The following is a 16,096-nucleotide window of genomic DNA, read 5'->3' on the forward strand; positions in this document are numbered from 1 at the left end:
CTTCTTATAAAATAAGGGGTTGCGCAATGCTGCCCCTTTTATTTAGCCAGATAGCCGTCGCGCAGTCGACCCAGTCAATTACCAATCCCACGTCGGTACTGTCAATTTTCCTATCCTTGCTCGTCGTCGTTGGCGTCATTTTCGCCCTGGCTTATGTGATGCGTCGATTTAATGTCACTGCGATGGGTGGAAATCAAATTAAAGTCGCGGCCAGCATGGTTGTTGGCACAAAAGAAAAAATTATGGTGATTCAGGTAGGTGAAGAGCAGCACCTCATTGGTGTAACCAGTCACAACATCTCTCATTTAAGCAAATTAGATAAGAATCTCGATGTGCCTGTGAAAGGTGTGAACAAAACCACAGGCGAGCAACAAAATGGTGCCGATGCGTTTAAACAAAAACTTGTTGCTGCCATGGCGGAAAAGCTCAACCCGAATATAGAAAAGAATAAAACAAAGGAAGAGTCGAGAGATGCGTAAGTTTGCCTGGCTACTTTTAATACTGCCCTTATTACTTCTCGTTGAGCCCGCCTATGCTCAACAAGGGATTTCTGCAGTCACGGTTACAACCAATCAAGATGGTTCTCAAGACTACACCATGACGCTTCAAGCGCTGTTTATCATGACAGCGCTAAGCCTTATTCCTGCGTTTATCATGATGATGACCTCTTTCACGCGTATTATTGTGGTGTTGTCTATTTTGCGTCAGGCGATTGGCTTACAACAATCACCGTCAAACCAGATACTCATTGGCGTTAGTTTGTTTTTATCCATGTTTATTATGGCGCCGGTATTCGAAGAGGTGAACGAGCGAGCTTTACAGCCTTACCTTAACGAGCAGCTCACCAGTTTAGACGCTCTTGAGCAAGCCAAAGGCCCAATGCGTGCGTTTATGCTTTCTCAAACACGGGTAAAAGACTTAGAAACGTTTGTACGAATAGCCGGAGACGAAGGAAAATACGCTGATACCAATGAAGTACCGCTAACCATCCTTATTCCCGCATTTGTAACCAGTGAACTTAAAACCGCGTTTCAAATTGGTTTTATGCTATTTATTCCCTTTCTTATTATTGACTTGGTAGTAGCGTCTATATTGATGGCTATGGGGATGATGATGCTTTCACCTATGATTGTATCCTTGCCGTTTAAACTCATGTTGTTCGTGTTAGTTGATGGTTGGAACTTGATTTTTGGCACGTTGGCGACCAGCTTCGGTATGGGCGTCTAGGAGGGCTTATGTCACCAGAAGTCTTTGTAGAAATACTGCGAGAAGCCATGTTCATGGTTATCGTGTTGGTATCTGCGGTGATTGTTCCAAGCTTGATCGTAGGCCTAGTTGTCGCTGTTTTTCAGGCGGCGACCAGTATCAACGAGCAAACCATGAGCTTCTTACCTCGTTTACTTGTTACGCTTCTCGCGCTTAGCTGGGGAGGCAACTGGCTAGTGCAACAGCTTATGGACTTTACTTTCAGAATGGTTGATATGATCCCGCAGGTTGTGGGATAGAAGGCTAAAGCTGTGGAAGTCGAACTCGCGACCATCAATCAATTCCTAGCAGACATGCTGCTGCCGTTTATGCGCATTAGCGGCTTATTCGTGGCCATGATTGGCTTGAGTGCTAAATCCATTCCACCGCAGGTAAGAGCCTTGTTGGGTATAATGCTCACACTCATTATCATGCCGGTAGTGCCTCCGTCACCCATAGAAAATTTGGTGGATGTGGGCACATTTTTAATCGTTATTCAGCAATTACTTATTGGCATTGCTATTGGTTTTATATCAATGATGGTGCTCAATACCTTTGTGCTTGCTGGCCAAGTTATAGCAATGCAAACCGGTTTGGGCTTTGCGTCTATTGTTGACCCAGTCAATGGTATTAACGTGCCAGCGGTAGGTCAGTTTTATCTGATATTGGCGACTTTGTTGTTTTGGACTTTGGATGGGCATTTGTCCATGATCCAAATGATAGTCATGAGCTTTGAGGCGTTTCCCATAGGCGAAGCATGGTGGACCGGTGAACAGTTCCGCGATATTGCCCATTGGGCCGGCTGGATGTTTATATCGGCAGTGACCCTCTCCCTTGCGCCAATCGTCTCGCTGCTTATCGTGAACTTGGCGTTTGGCGTAATGACCAAAGCTGCACCACAGCTAAACATTTTTAGTATTGGTTTTTCCATTGCTCAGGTAATGGGATTACTGATTATTTGGATAACACTTGATAACTTTACTGCACACTTCGAAACCCAATGGTTTAGAGCCGAACAGTTTATGTGTGAACTATTGAATATTTGTTCGTAGGAAAACATGGCAGATTCAAGCGAAAAAACAGAAGACCCCACGGGGAAAAAACTCGAAGATGCCCGAAAAAAAGGGCAGCTAGCCCGATCCCGTGAACTCTCTACGACCCTAGTACTTATCGTCAGTGCTTTTATGTTCTTGTTTGTGGGCGGGTGGATTGCTGAATCTGTTTTTAAACTTACTCAGAGAATGTTCATTCTCTCTCGTGACGAAACCTATGATATCACCCACATGTTTGGCGCATGGGGTGAAGCCTTTTCGGCAGTAGGTCCTGCCGTGCTGCTATACATGGTTGTGGCAATGATAGCGGGCATTTATGGCTCTATCGCCCTTGGCGGTTTTAACTTTACCTGGGAAGGTGCAAAACCTAAGGGTTCAAAAATGAGCCCTATTCAAGGCTTCAAGCGTATGTTCGGCATGAACGGCTTGGTTGAGTTACTCAAGTCTATAGCGAAAGTGGTGGTCATAATTGGCATGGCCATCGGAGCGTTACTGTTCTTTGAAGATGAAGCGCTCCACCTTGATATGGAGCTTTATCCGGGAAACTTCTTTCACGCACTCGACATGCTTAAGTGGGCGTTTCTTATTCTGGTGTGCGGCATGATCCCTATCGCGCTCATTGATGTGCCTTATCAAATGTATAAGCACAACAAAGAAATGAAGATGACCAAGCAAGAGGTTAAAGACGAACGGAAAAATGCGGAAGGCGACCCTATGGTTAAAGGCCGAATTCGCCGTCTGCAATATCAGGCTGCAACCAAGCGCATGATGCAGGAAGTGCCACAAGCAGACGTAGTGGTGACTAACCCGACCCATTTCTCGGTTGCTATCAAGTATGATGAGAAGGGAGTGAGGGCGCCGGTTGTGGTCGCTAAAGGTGCTGATGAGCTGGCGATGCACATCAGAAAAATTGCTACCGCCAACGATGTGCCGCTGATCCCTTCTCCCATGCTTGCCCGCGCCATTTTCTACTCCACAGAAGTGGACGATGAAATTCCTAACGCCTTATTTATGGCGGTAGCGCAGGTGCTAGCGCACGTTTATCAGTTGAAAGCGCATAGAGCAGGGAAGGGCAAGCGACCTAAGCCGCTTAAACGAGATTTGCCAATACCACCAGAATATCGACGTTAATTGCGCAGTAAACATCGAAAAGTTTTAGCGTAAATAAAGTGGGCAGTTTCATTCGGTACTGCCTAACGTTTACGTAAAATGCAGCGTTACCAGCGAGCTAAGGTTCCTCTCACATCAACATGAACGAAAGGCCCGTGCGCCGCATTAGCACCGTAAATACCAAGCCCACCGATTCTTGGGCCGAAAGCGCCTTGTTTAGACATATTTGAGATAAAGTTGGCTAGCCATACCGCATCTTCGCGGTTTACCACACCGTCTTTATTGAGGTCATCCATCACCCCATCTTTCGGTGACTGATCGATATAGAAATCCGCTGCGCCACCCCAAACGTGACGGCTGTACTGAACATTGCCAATAGCTTTGTTGTAGAACGGAGTGCGATATCCACTCATTATGGTTAAGCCTTCAACAGCATGCCCTTCGTCATTTAAGGTGTGCAGTATTTTTTCCAGTTTCAACAAAAGGCCTGCTCGCAAATGTACATATTTGGGAAATCCTTGTTGCTGCTTGGATAGAAATTGACCTAGGGTGAAATTGGGCGACAACCTTACGTCCGTTTGTTCTGGCGATACTTCAATAAGTCCTGATGGGGGTAAATAAATGGGATTGTTTTTTAAAGGCTTATCAGGATATTTACCAATTGTGTAGCCGTTTAACTTACCTGTTTTGTCTACCTTTTCCAAAGATGTCATCACAAAGACGTTGAGCGTCGCAGTTTCTCCTGACTGCGCGTTGGTGGTTTTAAGTACATAGTGCCCTGATTTCTTAGGTGCCATTATTGGCGCTTTCCCCACAACCCCGCTAACTATTGGAAGGTTCGAACTCGTCTTTAGTGCCTCACCGTTCGCATGGTGAAATTGAAAGTTCCCAGTATGGCTTTTGTTGTCAAACTCAACAGTGAACGTTTTATTCGGCATTACGAAAATAGAGAAAATAGGGTAGGGGACCGTATTTCCATTAATAGCAAGCTTAGAGTTGAGCATGTCATTGTCAAAGGAGAACGCATCACTGGCGCGCACTACAGTTAAAAGAGCAATCAGCACTAACAAACACTTACGCACGTTTAAACTCCTTCAATTTCTCAATAATATGGCTGTCCCGATTGTATGCATCGCGGCGAAATACAATGGTTCCTGCTTCATCTGCAAACGCTGTGAAGTACACAATAAGAACAGGTATAGGTTTCTTCAAATATAGTGTACTGGTCTCTTCACTTTGAAGTAATTGCTCAGCTTGCGGTATTGCCTCTGTCTGGCCTGAATGAGTGAGTACCCATTGAGACAGCTTCAAAGGGTTAGAGACTCTGATGCAGCCAGAGCTGAAGTTCCTTTCTAATTTCGAAAAAAGGCTGTGATCGGGCGTGTCGTGAAGATAAATGGCATGCTTATTTGGAAGCATGAATTTCACTTTACCAAGGGCATTGTGCGGACCGGGCTTTTGTCTGAGTGTATAGTGAAATGTACCACGGCTAACATTTGTCCAATCAAACTCATCGACAGGGCTGAAGCCGCTGACACCGGCGGGCTGGGCTTCGTAACCTTGCTCAACCAATAAAGAAGGATTGGTTTTTAATTTCGCCAGCTTGTCTTTAGTGGCTATACTGAAAGGCACGGTCCAGTAGGGGTTAAACACCATATACTTCATTGATTCAGCGAAAACGGGCGTTTGCCTCACTGGTGTACCGACAATCACAGGCATTCCCAATGTTTCCTCACCTTCAGTAAATCCTCTCAACTGAAACGAAGCAATGTTAACGCGTAAATATGTTGACCAAGTTTGATGAGGGAGCCAGCGCCAACGCTCTAAGTTTGCATCAATTCTTTCTAACCAAGAAAACGTGGTGGCATTTAATGCTTCTAAAGTGGAACTTCCCACGATACCATCTGGCTCTAAGCCCGCAGACATTTGAAACTGCTTAACCGCGTCCAGTAAATCTTTATCGAATAACTCTGAATAGGTGCCTGGCCCTAAAAGACGAGACTTCAGCAACACAACTCTTTCGCTCGTTGAGTTCAGCTTAAGTGTTGGGCCAACTGGAATTTGTGTGGTAACTGTAGAAACTGCCGTGAGTAAACTACGCTTTTTTTCTAACAGTAACTGGTATTCATGGTGTGATGGCCACATGGCCCGCAATGTTGCAGAAACACCGTTAGTTAATGCGTGATTTAGCGATGCCACAGGATCCGCTTCTCTTTGCTTAAGGAACCACTGCGAATCTGCATTGGCGGGGCTAACAAGCCCATTTAATCGATGCAGAGTTTGACTGATAAAGGCATCGGTTGCTAGTACATCTAAGAGTGCCGTATTGGCGTCGCGACTTTCGAGCATTGATGCGTGGTAATACTCGGGCGAGAAGCCATGTAACTCTGAATCAGCAATTTCATGGAGGAGTTCCTGAAGACGGTTTTCAGCATCACTAGTACCAAACCATATAAGCTGATAGCCCTGTTGAGTGTAGACCTCGCTTACCAAAACTCTATTGTGCACACGAGATGGGTTACTATTTTGTGAACCGTATATCTCCACTGAATCAACTAGCAAATTCTCCACACGCTGTCGTAAGTTAGGTTGTTTAGATGCATGAGCTACATGACTAAAAGTCAGCATGATGACAAGGCTGACCCAACAAAACGTTGCAACACGATTTTGTAGTACTACCATGAATAATCCTTTTAAAACGAAGAGTAGGCCCTAGGAATAGTGACGTAATTATAAACTGTTCGTATGTCCCTCGGATACAAAATCTTAATCGCTCTATACAAGTCACTGTAGACAGTAATCACGCATGATTACAGCTCAGATTTGGATAACTTTTGCGTAAAACACAAAGCTGGCACGTTAGTTGAAAACTCACTAGAAGATTCACATAAAGCGTCAATTTTCTGATAGAGAGACACCAAGCCATGCAGTTATCCGGTTATCTTCAGCGATTCGATAAAAATCAGCTGCAAAATTTTACCAGTGGTTTAGGCGCACCCATCGTCCTTTTGGCAATTATGGGCATGGTTATATTGCCTATGCCGCCATTCTTACTGGACGTGCTGTTTAGCTTTAATATTGCGTTGTCGCTAGTCATTATCTTGGTGGCTGTACTTACCCAGCGTCCAGTAGATTTCGGCATTTTCCCCTTGGTGTTACTTATCGCTACCGTTTTGAGACTAGCGCTTAACGTGGCTTCTACTCGCGTTGTTTTACTTTACGGACATGAAGGCGGCGATGCAGCAGGTAAAGTTATCGAAGCCTTCGGTGAGGTCGTGATTGGTGGTAACTACGCCGTAGGTATTGTTGTTTTCGCCATTCTTCTTATTATCAACTTCAAAGTTGTAACCGCAGGCGCAGGACGTATTTCAGAAGTAAGCGCTCGCTTTACGTTAGATGCTATGCCCGGTAAGCAAATGGCCATAGATGCTGATTTAAATGCAGGGTATATAGATCAAGACCAAGCACGTAAACGCCGTGAAGAGATTACCGCAGAAGCGGATTTTTACGGGTCGATGGACGGTGCGTCAAAATTTGTAAAGGGTGATGCGGTCGCAGGCCTTTTCATCATGCTGATTAATATTGTCGGTGGTCTTTTTATTGGCATGATTCAGCACGGGCTTTCATTCGGTAACGCTATAGAAATCTACACCATATTGACCATCGGTGATGGTTTGGTGGCGCAAATTCCTTCATTGTTACTTTCGGTCGCTACAGCCATTATCGTTACTCGTGAAAACGAGACCCAGGAAATGGGCAAAGAAATCCGCGGTCAGCTTGGTAATAATCAAGCCCTCTATATAGCCTCGGGGGTTCTATTTGTGATGGGTATCATTCCTGGGATGCCTCATATCGCATTCTTAGGGTTCTCATTCTTGATTGCAGGCTTTGCTTACTGGCAGTCGGTCCAAGAAAAGAGAAAGGCCGCAGAGCCCAAAGTGCCAGACAATGTGGTAAAAGATGAATCGGTTGCGCCTGAAGTGAAAGAGCTTGGCTGGGATGATGTTCAGCAGGTAGATACCATCGGATTGGAAGTGGGCTATCGCTTAATTCCTCTTGTCGATAAATCCCAAGGTGGCGAGTTGTTGACGCGCATTAAAGGCGTACGTAAGAAACTATCGCAAGAACTGGGTTTCCTTATTCCGCCTGTCCACATTCGCGATAACTTGGATTTAGAGCCCAACACTTACACCATCGCTATGCTAGGCGTAACGATAGGCGATTCCATCATCAGTCACGATGAAGAACTTGCTATTAATCCAGGGCAAGTGTTCGGTAAATTAGAAGGGCGTGCCACTAAAGACCCCGCGTTCGGCTTGGACGCAGTATGGATTAAGCCCAATAAACGGGAGCATGCACAAACCCTTGGGTACACAGTAGTAGACGCTGCGACCGTTGTAGCGACCCATTTAAGCCAATTACTCTCTAACAATGCATATCAATTATTAGGGCACGAGGAAGCGCAACAACTTCTTGATATGCTTGCCAAGCAGCATCCGAAACTGGTTGAAGGATTAGTACCAGACATTCTTCCGCTAAGCACCGTCGTGAAAGTACTGCAAACCTTATTGTTTGAAGGCGTGCCTATTCGCGATATGCGTACAATCGTTCAAACACTCAGTGAGTACGGCACGCGCAGCCAAGACCCCGATGTTTTAGTGTCTGCAGTGCGTATTGCCCTTAAACGTTTAATTGTCCAAGAAATTACTCAAGGTGCAAAAGAGATACCTGTCATAACCTTGGCGCCAGAGTTGGAACAGATGTTGCACCAGTCACTTCAAGCAGGTGGCGAAGATGGCGCTGGCATAGAACCAGGTCTGGCAGACAAGCTGCAAAAATCATTGCAGCAAGCCAGTCAGCAGCAAGAGTTAGAAGGAGAGCCTGCAGTACTCCTTACCTCAGGCATGCTACGACCCGTTCTGTCTCGCTTCTTAAAATATTCGGTTGTTGGGCTTCATGTTCTGTCTTACCAAGAAGTGCCTGACGACAAACAAATAAAAATAGTCAGTTCGGTCGGTCAATAATCTGACACTGGGTGATTGGAGAGGTTGCAATGAAAATTAGACGTTTCTTCGGCAAAGATATGCGTGAGGCGTTAAGCCAAGTTAAAGCTGAATTGGGCAGTGACGCTGTGATCATGTCAAATCGCAAAGTCGCTGACGGTATTGAGCTTGTCGCAGCCTACGACAAAGAACCTGAAGCGAAGTTGTTTACGCCGAAAGCGTCTCCACAAGCAGCTGCAAAAACACCTGGCCAAAAGGCAGTGCCTAGCTTGAGCGAAATCATTGGTGACGACGGTCCTGATAGCCTTAAAGCACTGCTAGAAAAGCAGCACGGTGGAAATAATGGCGTAGCGAGTCCCGCGCAACCTAACCAACCAATGACAGCAAATGCTAAGCACGCCAATGAAATTGCTTCGCACTTAGACTTCTCAGAAGCCTTTATTGACGACGTAGAAGCCCAGCAGTCTTCTCATGAACCAGTTCGTCAGAACGCTTTCCCAGAGCATCAAGCGTCGAGTATGGATGATACCGCTGTGACGCAGTCAGCGGAGCTTGCGCAAATCAAGGAAGAGCTAGCGTCTCTTCGCGATGTATTGCAATATCAAGTGGCCGACTTGATGGAAGCTAAAAACAAACGTCAAAAACCTGTTCATCAATATCTAATCACCCGTTTAACCGATATGGGGTTAAGCAACGCGTTAGCGAAACAGCTTATTAGCTATACGCCGTCACATTACAACGAACGAGATGCATGGGTATATCTTCTTAACCTATTGGCTAATCGCATAAATGTGACAGGAAACGATATACTTAGCGCACAAGGTGCTGTTGCATTAGTAGGACCAACAGGTACCGGTAAAACAACTACCGTTGCGAAACTTGCTGCCCGCTATGCGCAAAAATACGGTGCAGAGTCGGTTGCGATGATTACCATCGATACGTATAGAATTGCCGCCTATGAGCAGCTAGCGACATACGGAAAGATTATTGGCTGCACGGTGAGAAAAGCGCAGACTAGTGAAGAACTTGCGGATTTATTATTCCAACTTCGTCATAAGCGACTAGTATTGATTGATACGGCTGGATTTAGTCAAAGAGATAGTCGATTAATTAAACAAATTAAGCAGTTTGATAACGGACAAATGCCAAATGTTAAAAAATATTTGGTAGCGCAAGCAAATACGCAATATCCTGCTTTGCAGAGAATCATTCAAGCGTATGATGATATTGAACTAAGTGGCTGTATTTTCACAAAGTTAGATGAGTGCTACTCTTTAGGAGAGGTGCTTAGTGCAGCGGTTGAATACCAATTACCGGTTAGTTATGTCACCGATGGTCAAAAAGTACCTGAAGACATTAAGATTGCAGAAGCGAAATCTTTGGTTTCCGCTGCTGCAAAGCTTTATAAAAAGTACGGTTTGAATCATACTAGTGGTAACAACGCAATTAAAACAGCATAAGCAGTATGATTGACGACCAAGCGAGTAGCTTAAGAAAAATGAAGCAATCACGGTTAATCAAAGTAATCGCCGTCACCGGTGGCAAAGGTGGCGTAGGTAAAACAAACATTACATTGAACACCGCTATCGCCATGGCGAAGCAAGGTAAACGTGTAATGGTTCTCGATGCGGACCTCGGTCTTGCTAACGTAGACGTTATGTTAGGTTTGCGTGTTGAGAAAAACTTATCCCACGTGCTTTCCGGCGAATGTACACTTGATGAAGTATTAGTGACCGGTCCGCACGGAATAAAGATTGCCCCTGCCACATCAGGCACGCAGTCGATGGCAGAATTGTCGCCAACGCAACACGCTGGCCTAATTCGTGCCTTTAGTGAGCTGCGCTCGCAAATTGACGTGCTTATCGTTGATACAGCGGCAGGTATTTCAGACATGGTGTTGAGCTTTTCAAAAGCCTCACAAGACATCATGGTCGTTGTGTGTGACGAGCCTACTTCATTGACAGATGCGTATGCATTGATAAAAATTCTGAATAGAGAGCACGGTGTTTTCCGCTTCAAAGTTGTGGCTAATATGGTGCGCGACGTGCGAGAAGGCCAAGAGCTATTTAGTAAATTGAGCAAAGTGACAGGGCGTTTTTTAGATGTTGCACTAGAATTAGTGGCGACAGTACCGTTTGACGAGAACATTCGTAAAGCAGTGCGTAAACAAACAGCCATTGTCGATGCTTACCCAGGTTCACCGGCAGCCGTTGCAATAACACAGTTGGCGAGTAAAGCCTTAACATGGCCTATTCCAGCGCAGCCAGGTGGCCATTTAGAGTTTTTCATTGAACAATTAGTTGCAGAAAAAGCCGTAGGAAGTCAGCGTTGAACAGCAAGGCAGCCGCTTATCAACAACAAACCGATAAAGCGCAGTTAGTCGAAAGACATGCGCCATTGGTTAAGCGTATAGCGCATCACTTGATAGCGCGATTGCCGGCTAGTGTTCTTGTAGACGATTTAATTCAATCAGGCATGATTGGATTATTAGAAGCCGCGCGAAACTTTGATGGTTCAAAAGGAGCCAGCTTTGAAACGTTTGCCGGTATTCGCATTCGCGGTGCTATGCTAGATGAAATTCGCAAAGGGGATTGGACACCGCGTTCAGTCCACCGAAATGGTCGAGCGATCACTGAAGCAATTTCGCAAGTAGAAAGCGAAACAGGCCGCGATGCTAGAGATTCTGATATTGCTGATAAGCTTAATGTAAGCTTGCAGGACTATCACCAAATGCTTAATGAAGTAAATGCCGGAAAGCTGGTAGGTATTGAAGATTTAGGTGTGTCAGAAGATGTTATTTCGACAGAGCAAAATCGAGGTAGCGACGCACCACTGGAAGATTTGATGCAAGGCGCTTTCCAAAAAGCGCTTGCCCATGCAATTACGACATTACCTGAAAGAGAAGCGATTGTACTTTCGCTGTATTATGATGAAGAGCTGAACCTAAGAGAAATTGGTGAGGTTCTTGATGTAAGTGAATCGAGAGTCAGTCAAATTCACAGTCAGGCCATGTTAAAACTCAAATCACGAATGAAGTCGTGGCAAGCTGACGAAGAATAGAAATTAATAACAATTAACCCCTCACTGGAGGCTATTTTGGACAAAAGCATGAAAATTCTCGTGGTCGATGATTTTTCTACCATGAGACGTATCATCAAAAACCTACTTAAAGATTTGGGTTTTTCCAACATCCAGGAAGCGGATGACGGAAGTACTGCATTGCCTATGTTGCAGCAAGGTGATTTCGATTTCGTAGTTACCGATTGGAACATGCCTGGAATGCAGGGTATTGACTTGCTTCGCGCGATTAGAGCCGATGACAAGCTCAAGCACCTACCAGTACTCATGGTTACTGCTGAAGCGAAGAAAGAGCAAATTGTTGCCGCTGCGCAAGCAGGTGTTAATGGCTACGTTGTTAAGCCGTTCACTGCAGCAACACTTAAAGAAAAATTAGATAAAATATTCGAACGTTTAGGTTGATCCAGACGCTCACCAGAGAAATGAGGTTTACTGGATGTCAACGAATGTAAACGTTCCAATTTCGTTGGAAGAAGCAAAACAGCTTGTCACCTACCTTGAAGAGGGTGACAACGCTTCAGCCAATGCCCTATTAGAAGCGGCCTCAATGAAAGAAAACGTTGAGTTATTTGCCGAAGTAGGGAAACTGACGCGTCAGCTCCATGACGCGCTGAATAATTTCCAAATAGACGACCGCATTAAAAATCTCGCGACCGATGATATTCCCGATGCACAATCCCGCCTAACCTACGTAATTGAAGAAACTGAAAAAGCTGCTAATACTACTATGGATGCCGTTGAAGCGAGCATGCCTATAGCTGAAATGCTGTCGGCGCGCATCGAAAAGGTTATGCCTGAGTGGAAGAAGCTGATGAATCGCCAAATAGAGTTGGGTGAATTCAAGGCTTTATGCGCAGACTTAGACGAATTGTTGGAAGAAGGTTCGGCACAGTCAGCTAAACTTACACAGTTACTTACAGAAGTATTGATGGCTCAAGGTTATCAAGACTTAACTGGTCAGGTTATTCGCCGCGTTATCGACTTGGTTAAAGAAGTGGAAGACAGCTTAGTTAACATGCTTACCATGTTTGGTGAACGCGACGGTGCAGAACAAACTAAACCATCCAGCGTTAAGGCCGATAAGGTTGATGGTGTAGAGGCAGAAGGCCCTATCATTGATGCCGATAAGCGCGACGACGTCGTGTCAGGCCAAGATGATGTAGATGATCTTCTGTCTAGCTTAGGTTTTTAGGGGAGCGGGCGCATGTCGTTTGATGTTGACGAGGATATATTACAGGACTTTCTAGTTGAGGCTGGAGAGATACTTGAACAATTACAAGAACAGCTCGTTGATCTTGAGAACAATCCTGAAGATGCGGATTTGCTGAATGCAATTTTCCGTGGTTATCACACAGTTAAAGGGGGAGCAGGGTTCCTGTCTCTTACTGAGTTAGTAGAAATTTGTCACGGAGCGGAAAACGTCTTTGACGTAATGCGTAACGGTCAACGAACACTAACCCCTGAACTGATGGATATTATTCTGCAAGCCACAGATGTGGTGGTTGAAATGTTTGAACGAGTGAAAGCTCGGGATCCATTAGAGCCAGCAGATGCACACCTAGTCGACTTGTTACACAAACTAAGTCGCCCGGAATCTCCAGATGAGAATATTTTTGGTGAACAAAGCGCGCCGGCGTCAGAACCTGAGCCCGCGATTGAAGAGCCAGAATTAGTTGTTGAAGAGCCTACTGCACAGGCACCAAGTTCTGGTGATAGCGGCGGTATTGACGAAATCACTGAAGATGAGTTTGAAGCGCTGCTTGATGAGCTTCATGGCTCTGGGGCACCAGGACAGTCCTCAGCGGCTAAAAGCGAACCTGCAAAGGCTGCTGCACCTGCTGCCGCTAGTGATAACGACGATATCACCGACGAAGAATTTGAAGCGTTGCTTGATGATTTACACGGCAAAGGCAAGTTTGGTGGTGAAGAAGCTGCGCCAACGGCAAATACACCAGCTCCAGCACCAGTTACGCCGAGTTCAGCTGGTGATGAAGAAATCACCGATGACGAATTTGAAGCACTGCTTGACCAACTACATGGCTCAGGGCAAGGGCCTACCAAGCAGGGAGCCGTTTCAAAGGCGCCAGAGCCTCCTGTAGATAAGGCAGCAACAGAAGCGGTTCAAAAAGCGAAACAAGCAGCGCCAGCTGCGCCAAAATCGACGCCTGCTCCTAGCGCCGCAGCGCCAGCTAAAGCAAGCGCACCTGCTGCACCAAAAGCAGCGCCTAAAAAAGATGAGAAGAAGGCGGCACCAGCTGCGCCTCCTGCTGAGACTACAGTACGTGTAGATACCAAGCGCCTTGACCAAATTATGAACATGGTGGGTGAACTCGTACTAGTGAGAAACAGGCTAATAAGCTTGGGTATCAACAGTAACGACGAAAGCATGTCCAAAGCCATTGCCAACTTAGATGTGGTAACGGGCGACTTGCAAGGTGCGGTAATGAAAACCCGCATGCAACCTATCAAGAAGGTGTTTGGTCGTTTCCCTCGCGTTGTTCGAGACCTCGCTAGAAGCTTGAAAAAAGAAATAACCCTTGAGCTTGTGGGTGAGGAAACTGATTTAGACAAAAACCTGGTTGAAGCACTGGCCGATCCACTTGTGCATTTGGTGAGAAACTCCGTCGACCATGGTATTGAAATGCCTGATGACCGTGCTGCAGCGGGTAAACCGCGCATGGGTACGGTTCAGCTATCGGCATCTCAAGAAGGCGATCATATTCTTCTAACCATCGAAGATGATGGTAAAGGAATGGATCCTGAAAAGCTTAAAGAAATTGCTATTAGTCGCGGTGTACTAGACGCAGACGCAGCTGCACGGATGTCGGATGTTGAAGCGTTTAACTTGATATTCGCGCCAGGGTTCTCAACCAAAACAGAAATTAGTGATATTTCTGGTCGCGGTGTGGGCATGGACGTGGTTAAGACTAAAATTAACCAACTTAACGGCACCGTGAACATAGATTCACAGCTAGGAAAAGGCACGCGACTGGATATCAAAGTTCCGCTAACGCTAGCCATTCTTCCGACGCTAATGATTGTTGTAGGAAAACAAACCTTTGCGTTACCATTAGGTGCGGTGAACGAAATAATAAATATGGACATCAAAAAGACCAACACGGTCGATGGCCAGCTAACAATGATAGTTCGTTCAAAAGCAATTCCGTTGTTCTTCCTTGGTGAATGGTTGATTCGAGGTCCCAAAAACATCGATAGAGAAAAGGGACACGTTGTTGTAGTGCAAATTGGTACACAACAAGTAGGATTCGTAGTAGACGCGCTAATAGGCCAAGAAGAAGTGGTTATTAAACCTCTTGATGCATTATTGCAAGGCACGCCTGGTATGGCGGGAGCCACGATTACATCAGACGGTGGAATTGCACTAATTTTAGATATTCCGAGCCTGCTTAAACGGTATGCGCGTAAACCCATCAATTAAGGCGATGAATTAACAGGAATAATAATCCATGGTCTTTAAAGTCCTTGTCGTGGACGACTCGACTTTTTATCGTCGTCGAGTAAAAGAAATACTCGATGGCGATAGGGAACTTGAAGTTGTTGGGGAAGCGAGAAATGGGCGCGATGCACTTGAAAAAGCAGAAGCGCTTAAGCCGGATGTGATAACGATGGATGTTGAAATGCCTGTCATGGACGGCATTTCAGCTGTAAAGGCCATAATGGACAAACGGCCTACACCTATTCTTATGTTTTCTTCGCTTACGCATCATGGTGCGCAAGCGACATTAGATGCGTTAGAAGCGGGCGCGCTCGATTTCTTACCGAAGAAATTTGAAGATATCGCGCAGGACAGAAAAGACGCATCGCGCTTGTTGTGTACAAAAGTACGCTTAATAGCGCGTCGTGGTATTGGTCTTAAGCGTCCGTCGTTTCGCTCTACAGAGGCAAGAAAGCTTCCTGATAATGCGCCAAAGCAGGCGTTCTTTAAAACATCAGGGTTGCTATCAGGGCATAAAGACGCAGCCAAACAACCAACCGTTTCGTCTGTAAGAGCGACGGGAAAGCACTACAAGTGTTTGGCAATAGGGGCTTCTACAGGCGGGCCTGTGGCGCTTCAAAAAGTGCTGTCTCCTTTACCTGCAGAGTTTCCATACCCCATTTTGCTTGTACAACACATGCCTGGAACATTTACTACGGCATTTGCACAGCGTTTAGACACAAACTGTAAGATTAGAGTAAAAGAAGCCGAGCACGGCGACATTCTAAAACCAGGTCATGCGTATCTTGCTCCCGGTGGGAAGCAAATGTTGCTAGAAACCATAGGTGCGAATAAACGCATTGCCATTGTTGATGCAAGTGCGAGTGACAAGGTGAATTATAAGCCCAGTGTTGATCTCACTTTCAGTTCTCTGGCTAAAGCTTATGGTGGGGATGTATTAGGAATTATATTGACGGGTATGGGGGCTGACGGCAGAGAAGGATGCCGAATGCTCAAGGAAAAAGGCGCAACGATTTGGGCTCAAGACCAAGATTCCTGTGTTGTGTATGGTATGCCTCAAGCTGTAGCCGTTGCCAATATATCCAGTAAAAATATAAACATTGATGATATGAGCAGTTGCGTTCAAACCGAAATGCGATAGCAGTTTGAAC

Annotated in this window: 15 protein-coding genes; 13 read left to right on the forward strand and 2 right to left on the reverse strand. The window is 45.6% G+C overall.

Going from position 1 to position 16,096, the window contains the following annotated elements; translation table 11 throughout:
- The first annotated feature begins 26 nt into the window (after positions 1-26).
- From fliO to flhB, 5 genes are read left to right on the forward strand one after another with little or no spacing between them, the layout of a single operon-like run.
- Positions 27-479: a flagellar biosynthetic protein FliO gene (gene fliO / locus ACFI6J_RS00835; RefSeq protein ID WP_239299888.1), complete on the forward strand. Its 453-nt coding sequence runs from the start codon at positions 27-29 to the stop codon at positions 477-479.
- On the forward strand, positions 472-1,227 hold the full coding sequence (gene fliP, locus ACFI6J_RS00840; RefSeq protein WP_014948641.1) for a flagellar type III secretion system pore protein FliP: 756 nt from the start codon (positions 472-474) through the stop codon (positions 1,225-1,227). The genes fliO and fliP overlap by 8 nt, the downstream gene beginning before the upstream one ends.
- 8 nt (positions 1,228-1,235) lie before the next feature.
- Positions 1,236-1,505 (forward strand): flagellar biosynthesis protein FliQ, encoded by a 270-nt coding sequence (gene fliQ, locus ACFI6J_RS00845; RefSeq protein WP_012517675.1) that lies wholly within the window; start codon positions 1,236-1,238, stop codon positions 1,503-1,505.
- Between the two features lie 12 nt (positions 1,506-1,517).
- Positions 1,518-2,297, forward strand: coding sequence for a flagellar biosynthetic protein FliR (gene fliR / locus ACFI6J_RS00850; RefSeq protein WP_014975908.1), 780 nt, complete (start codon positions 1,518-1,520; stop codon positions 2,295-2,297).
- A 6-nt stretch (positions 2,298-2,303) separates the two neighbouring features.
- A complete protein-coding gene (flhB, locus tag ACFI6J_RS00855) occupies positions 2,304-3,428 on the forward strand; it encodes a flagellar biosynthesis protein FlhB (protein ID WP_069943908.1) in 1,125 nt (374 codons plus the stop codon).
- A gap of 86 nt (positions 3,429-3,514) precedes the next feature.
- Here flhB and ACFI6J_RS00860 read toward each other — a convergent pair whose 3' ends face one another.
- Positions 3,515-4,489, reverse strand: a complete 975-nt coding sequence (locus ACFI6J_RS00860; RefSeq protein WP_061485038.1) for a D-Ala-D-Ala carboxypeptidase family metallohydrolase — start codon at positions 4,487-4,489, stop codon at positions 3,515-3,517.
- Positions 4,482-6,089: a L,D-transpeptidase family protein gene (locus ACFI6J_RS00865; RefSeq protein WP_014975911.1), complete on the reverse strand. Its 1,608-nt coding sequence runs from the start codon at positions 6,087-6,089 to the stop codon at positions 4,482-4,484. The genes ACFI6J_RS00860 and ACFI6J_RS00865 overlap by 8 nt, the downstream gene beginning before the upstream one ends.
- A gap of 242 nt (positions 6,090-6,331) precedes the next feature.
- Here ACFI6J_RS00865 and flhA point away from each other — a divergent pair, with 242 nt between their 5' ends.
- From flhA to ACFI6J_RS00905, 8 genes are read left to right on the forward strand one after another with little or no spacing between them, the layout of a single operon-like run.
- Positions 6,332-8,431, forward strand: coding sequence for a flagellar biosynthesis protein FlhA (gene flhA / locus ACFI6J_RS00870; RefSeq protein WP_039224872.1), 2,100 nt, complete (start codon positions 6,332-6,334; stop codon positions 8,429-8,431).
- Positions 8,432-8,460: 29 nt separating this feature from the next.
- Complete coding sequence (gene flhF, locus ACFI6J_RS00875; protein WP_061485040.1) at positions 8,461-9,870, forward strand: flagellar biosynthesis protein FlhF; 1,410 nt, start codon at positions 8,461-8,463, stop codon at positions 9,868-9,870.
- Positions 9,871-9,875: 5 nt separating this feature from the next.
- Complete coding sequence (locus ACFI6J_RS00880) at positions 9,876-10,742, forward strand: MinD/ParA family protein (RefSeq protein ID WP_014948648.1); 867 nt, start codon at positions 9,876-9,878, stop codon at positions 10,740-10,742.
- Positions 10,739-11,470, forward strand: coding sequence for an RNA polymerase sigma factor FliA (locus tag ACFI6J_RS00885; protein WP_014948649.1), 732 nt, complete (start codon positions 10,739-10,741; stop codon positions 11,468-11,470). The genes ACFI6J_RS00880 and ACFI6J_RS00885 overlap by 4 nt, the downstream gene beginning before the upstream one ends.
- A 36-nt stretch (positions 11,471-11,506) precedes the next feature.
- Positions 11,507-11,890 (forward strand): chemotaxis response regulator CheY, encoded by a 384-nt coding sequence (cheY, locus tag ACFI6J_RS00890; protein WP_012517682.1) that lies wholly within the window; start codon positions 11,507-11,509, stop codon positions 11,888-11,890.
- Positions 11,891-11,924: 34 nt separating this feature from the next.
- Positions 11,925-12,680, forward strand: coding sequence for a protein phosphatase CheZ (locus ACFI6J_RS00895; protein ID WP_014948650.1), 756 nt, complete (start codon positions 11,925-11,927; stop codon positions 12,678-12,680).
- 12 nt (positions 12,681-12,692) lie between these two features.
- Positions 12,693-14,927 carry a chemotaxis protein CheA gene (locus tag ACFI6J_RS00900; RefSeq protein WP_462585582.1) on the forward strand — a complete coding sequence of 745 codons (2,235 nt, stop codon included), beginning with the start codon at positions 12,693-12,695 and terminating at the stop codon, positions 14,925-14,927.
- A 28-nt stretch (positions 14,928-14,955) separates the two neighbouring features.
- The gene (locus tag ACFI6J_RS00905) at positions 14,956-16,086 is read left to right on the forward strand and encodes a protein-glutamate methylesterase/protein-glutamine glutaminase (protein ID WP_014948651.1); all 1,131 of its coding nucleotides are present in this window, start codon (positions 14,956-14,958) and stop codon (positions 16,084-16,086) included.
- Positions 16,087-16,096: the final 10 nt, after the last annotated feature.

It is taken from the genome of Alteromonas sp. G4i13 (assembly GCF_054960505.1).

Excerpts from the sequence above, each read along its gene's own strand:
- fliP (WP_014948641.1), top strand. The coding sequence starts at position 472 with ATGCGTAAGTTTGCCTGGCTACTTTTAATACTGCCCTTATTACTTCTC.
- ACFI6J_RS00905 (WP_014948651.1), top strand. The coding sequence starts at position 14,956 with ATGGTCTTTAAAGTCCTTGTCGTGGACGACTCGACTTTTTATCGTCGT.
- ACFI6J_RS00865 (WP_014975911.1), bottom strand. The coding sequence starts at position 6,089 with ATGGTAGTACTACAAAATCGTGTTGCAACGTTTTGTTGGGTCAGCCTT.
- ACFI6J_RS00895 (WP_014948650.1), top strand. The coding sequence starts at position 11,925 with ATGTCAACGAATGTAAACGTTCCAATTTCGTTGGAAGAAGCAAAACAG.
- flhA (WP_039224872.1), top strand. The coding sequence starts at position 6,332 with ATGCAGTTATCCGGTTATCTTCAGCGATTCGATAAAAATCAGCTGCAA.
- flhF (WP_061485040.1), top strand. The coding sequence starts at position 8,461 with ATGAAAATTAGACGTTTCTTCGGCAAAGATATGCGTGAGGCGTTAAGC.
- fliO (WP_239299888.1), top strand. The coding sequence starts at position 27 with ATGCTGCCCCTTTTATTTAGCCAGATAGCCGTCGCGCAGTCGACCCAG.
- ACFI6J_RS00900 (WP_462585582.1), top strand. The coding sequence starts at position 12,693 with ATGTCGTTTGATGTTGACGAGGATATATTACAGGACTTTCTAGTTGAG.
- fliQ (WP_012517675.1), top strand. The coding sequence starts at position 1,236 with ATGTCACCAGAAGTCTTTGTAGAAATACTGCGAGAAGCCATGTTCATG.
- ACFI6J_RS00880 (WP_014948648.1), top strand. The coding sequence starts at position 9,876 with ATGATTGACGACCAAGCGAGTAGCTTAAGAAAAATGAAGCAATCACGG.
- flhB (WP_069943908.1), top strand. The coding sequence starts at position 2,304 with ATGGCAGATTCAAGCGAAAAAACAGAAGACCCCACGGGGAAAAAACTC.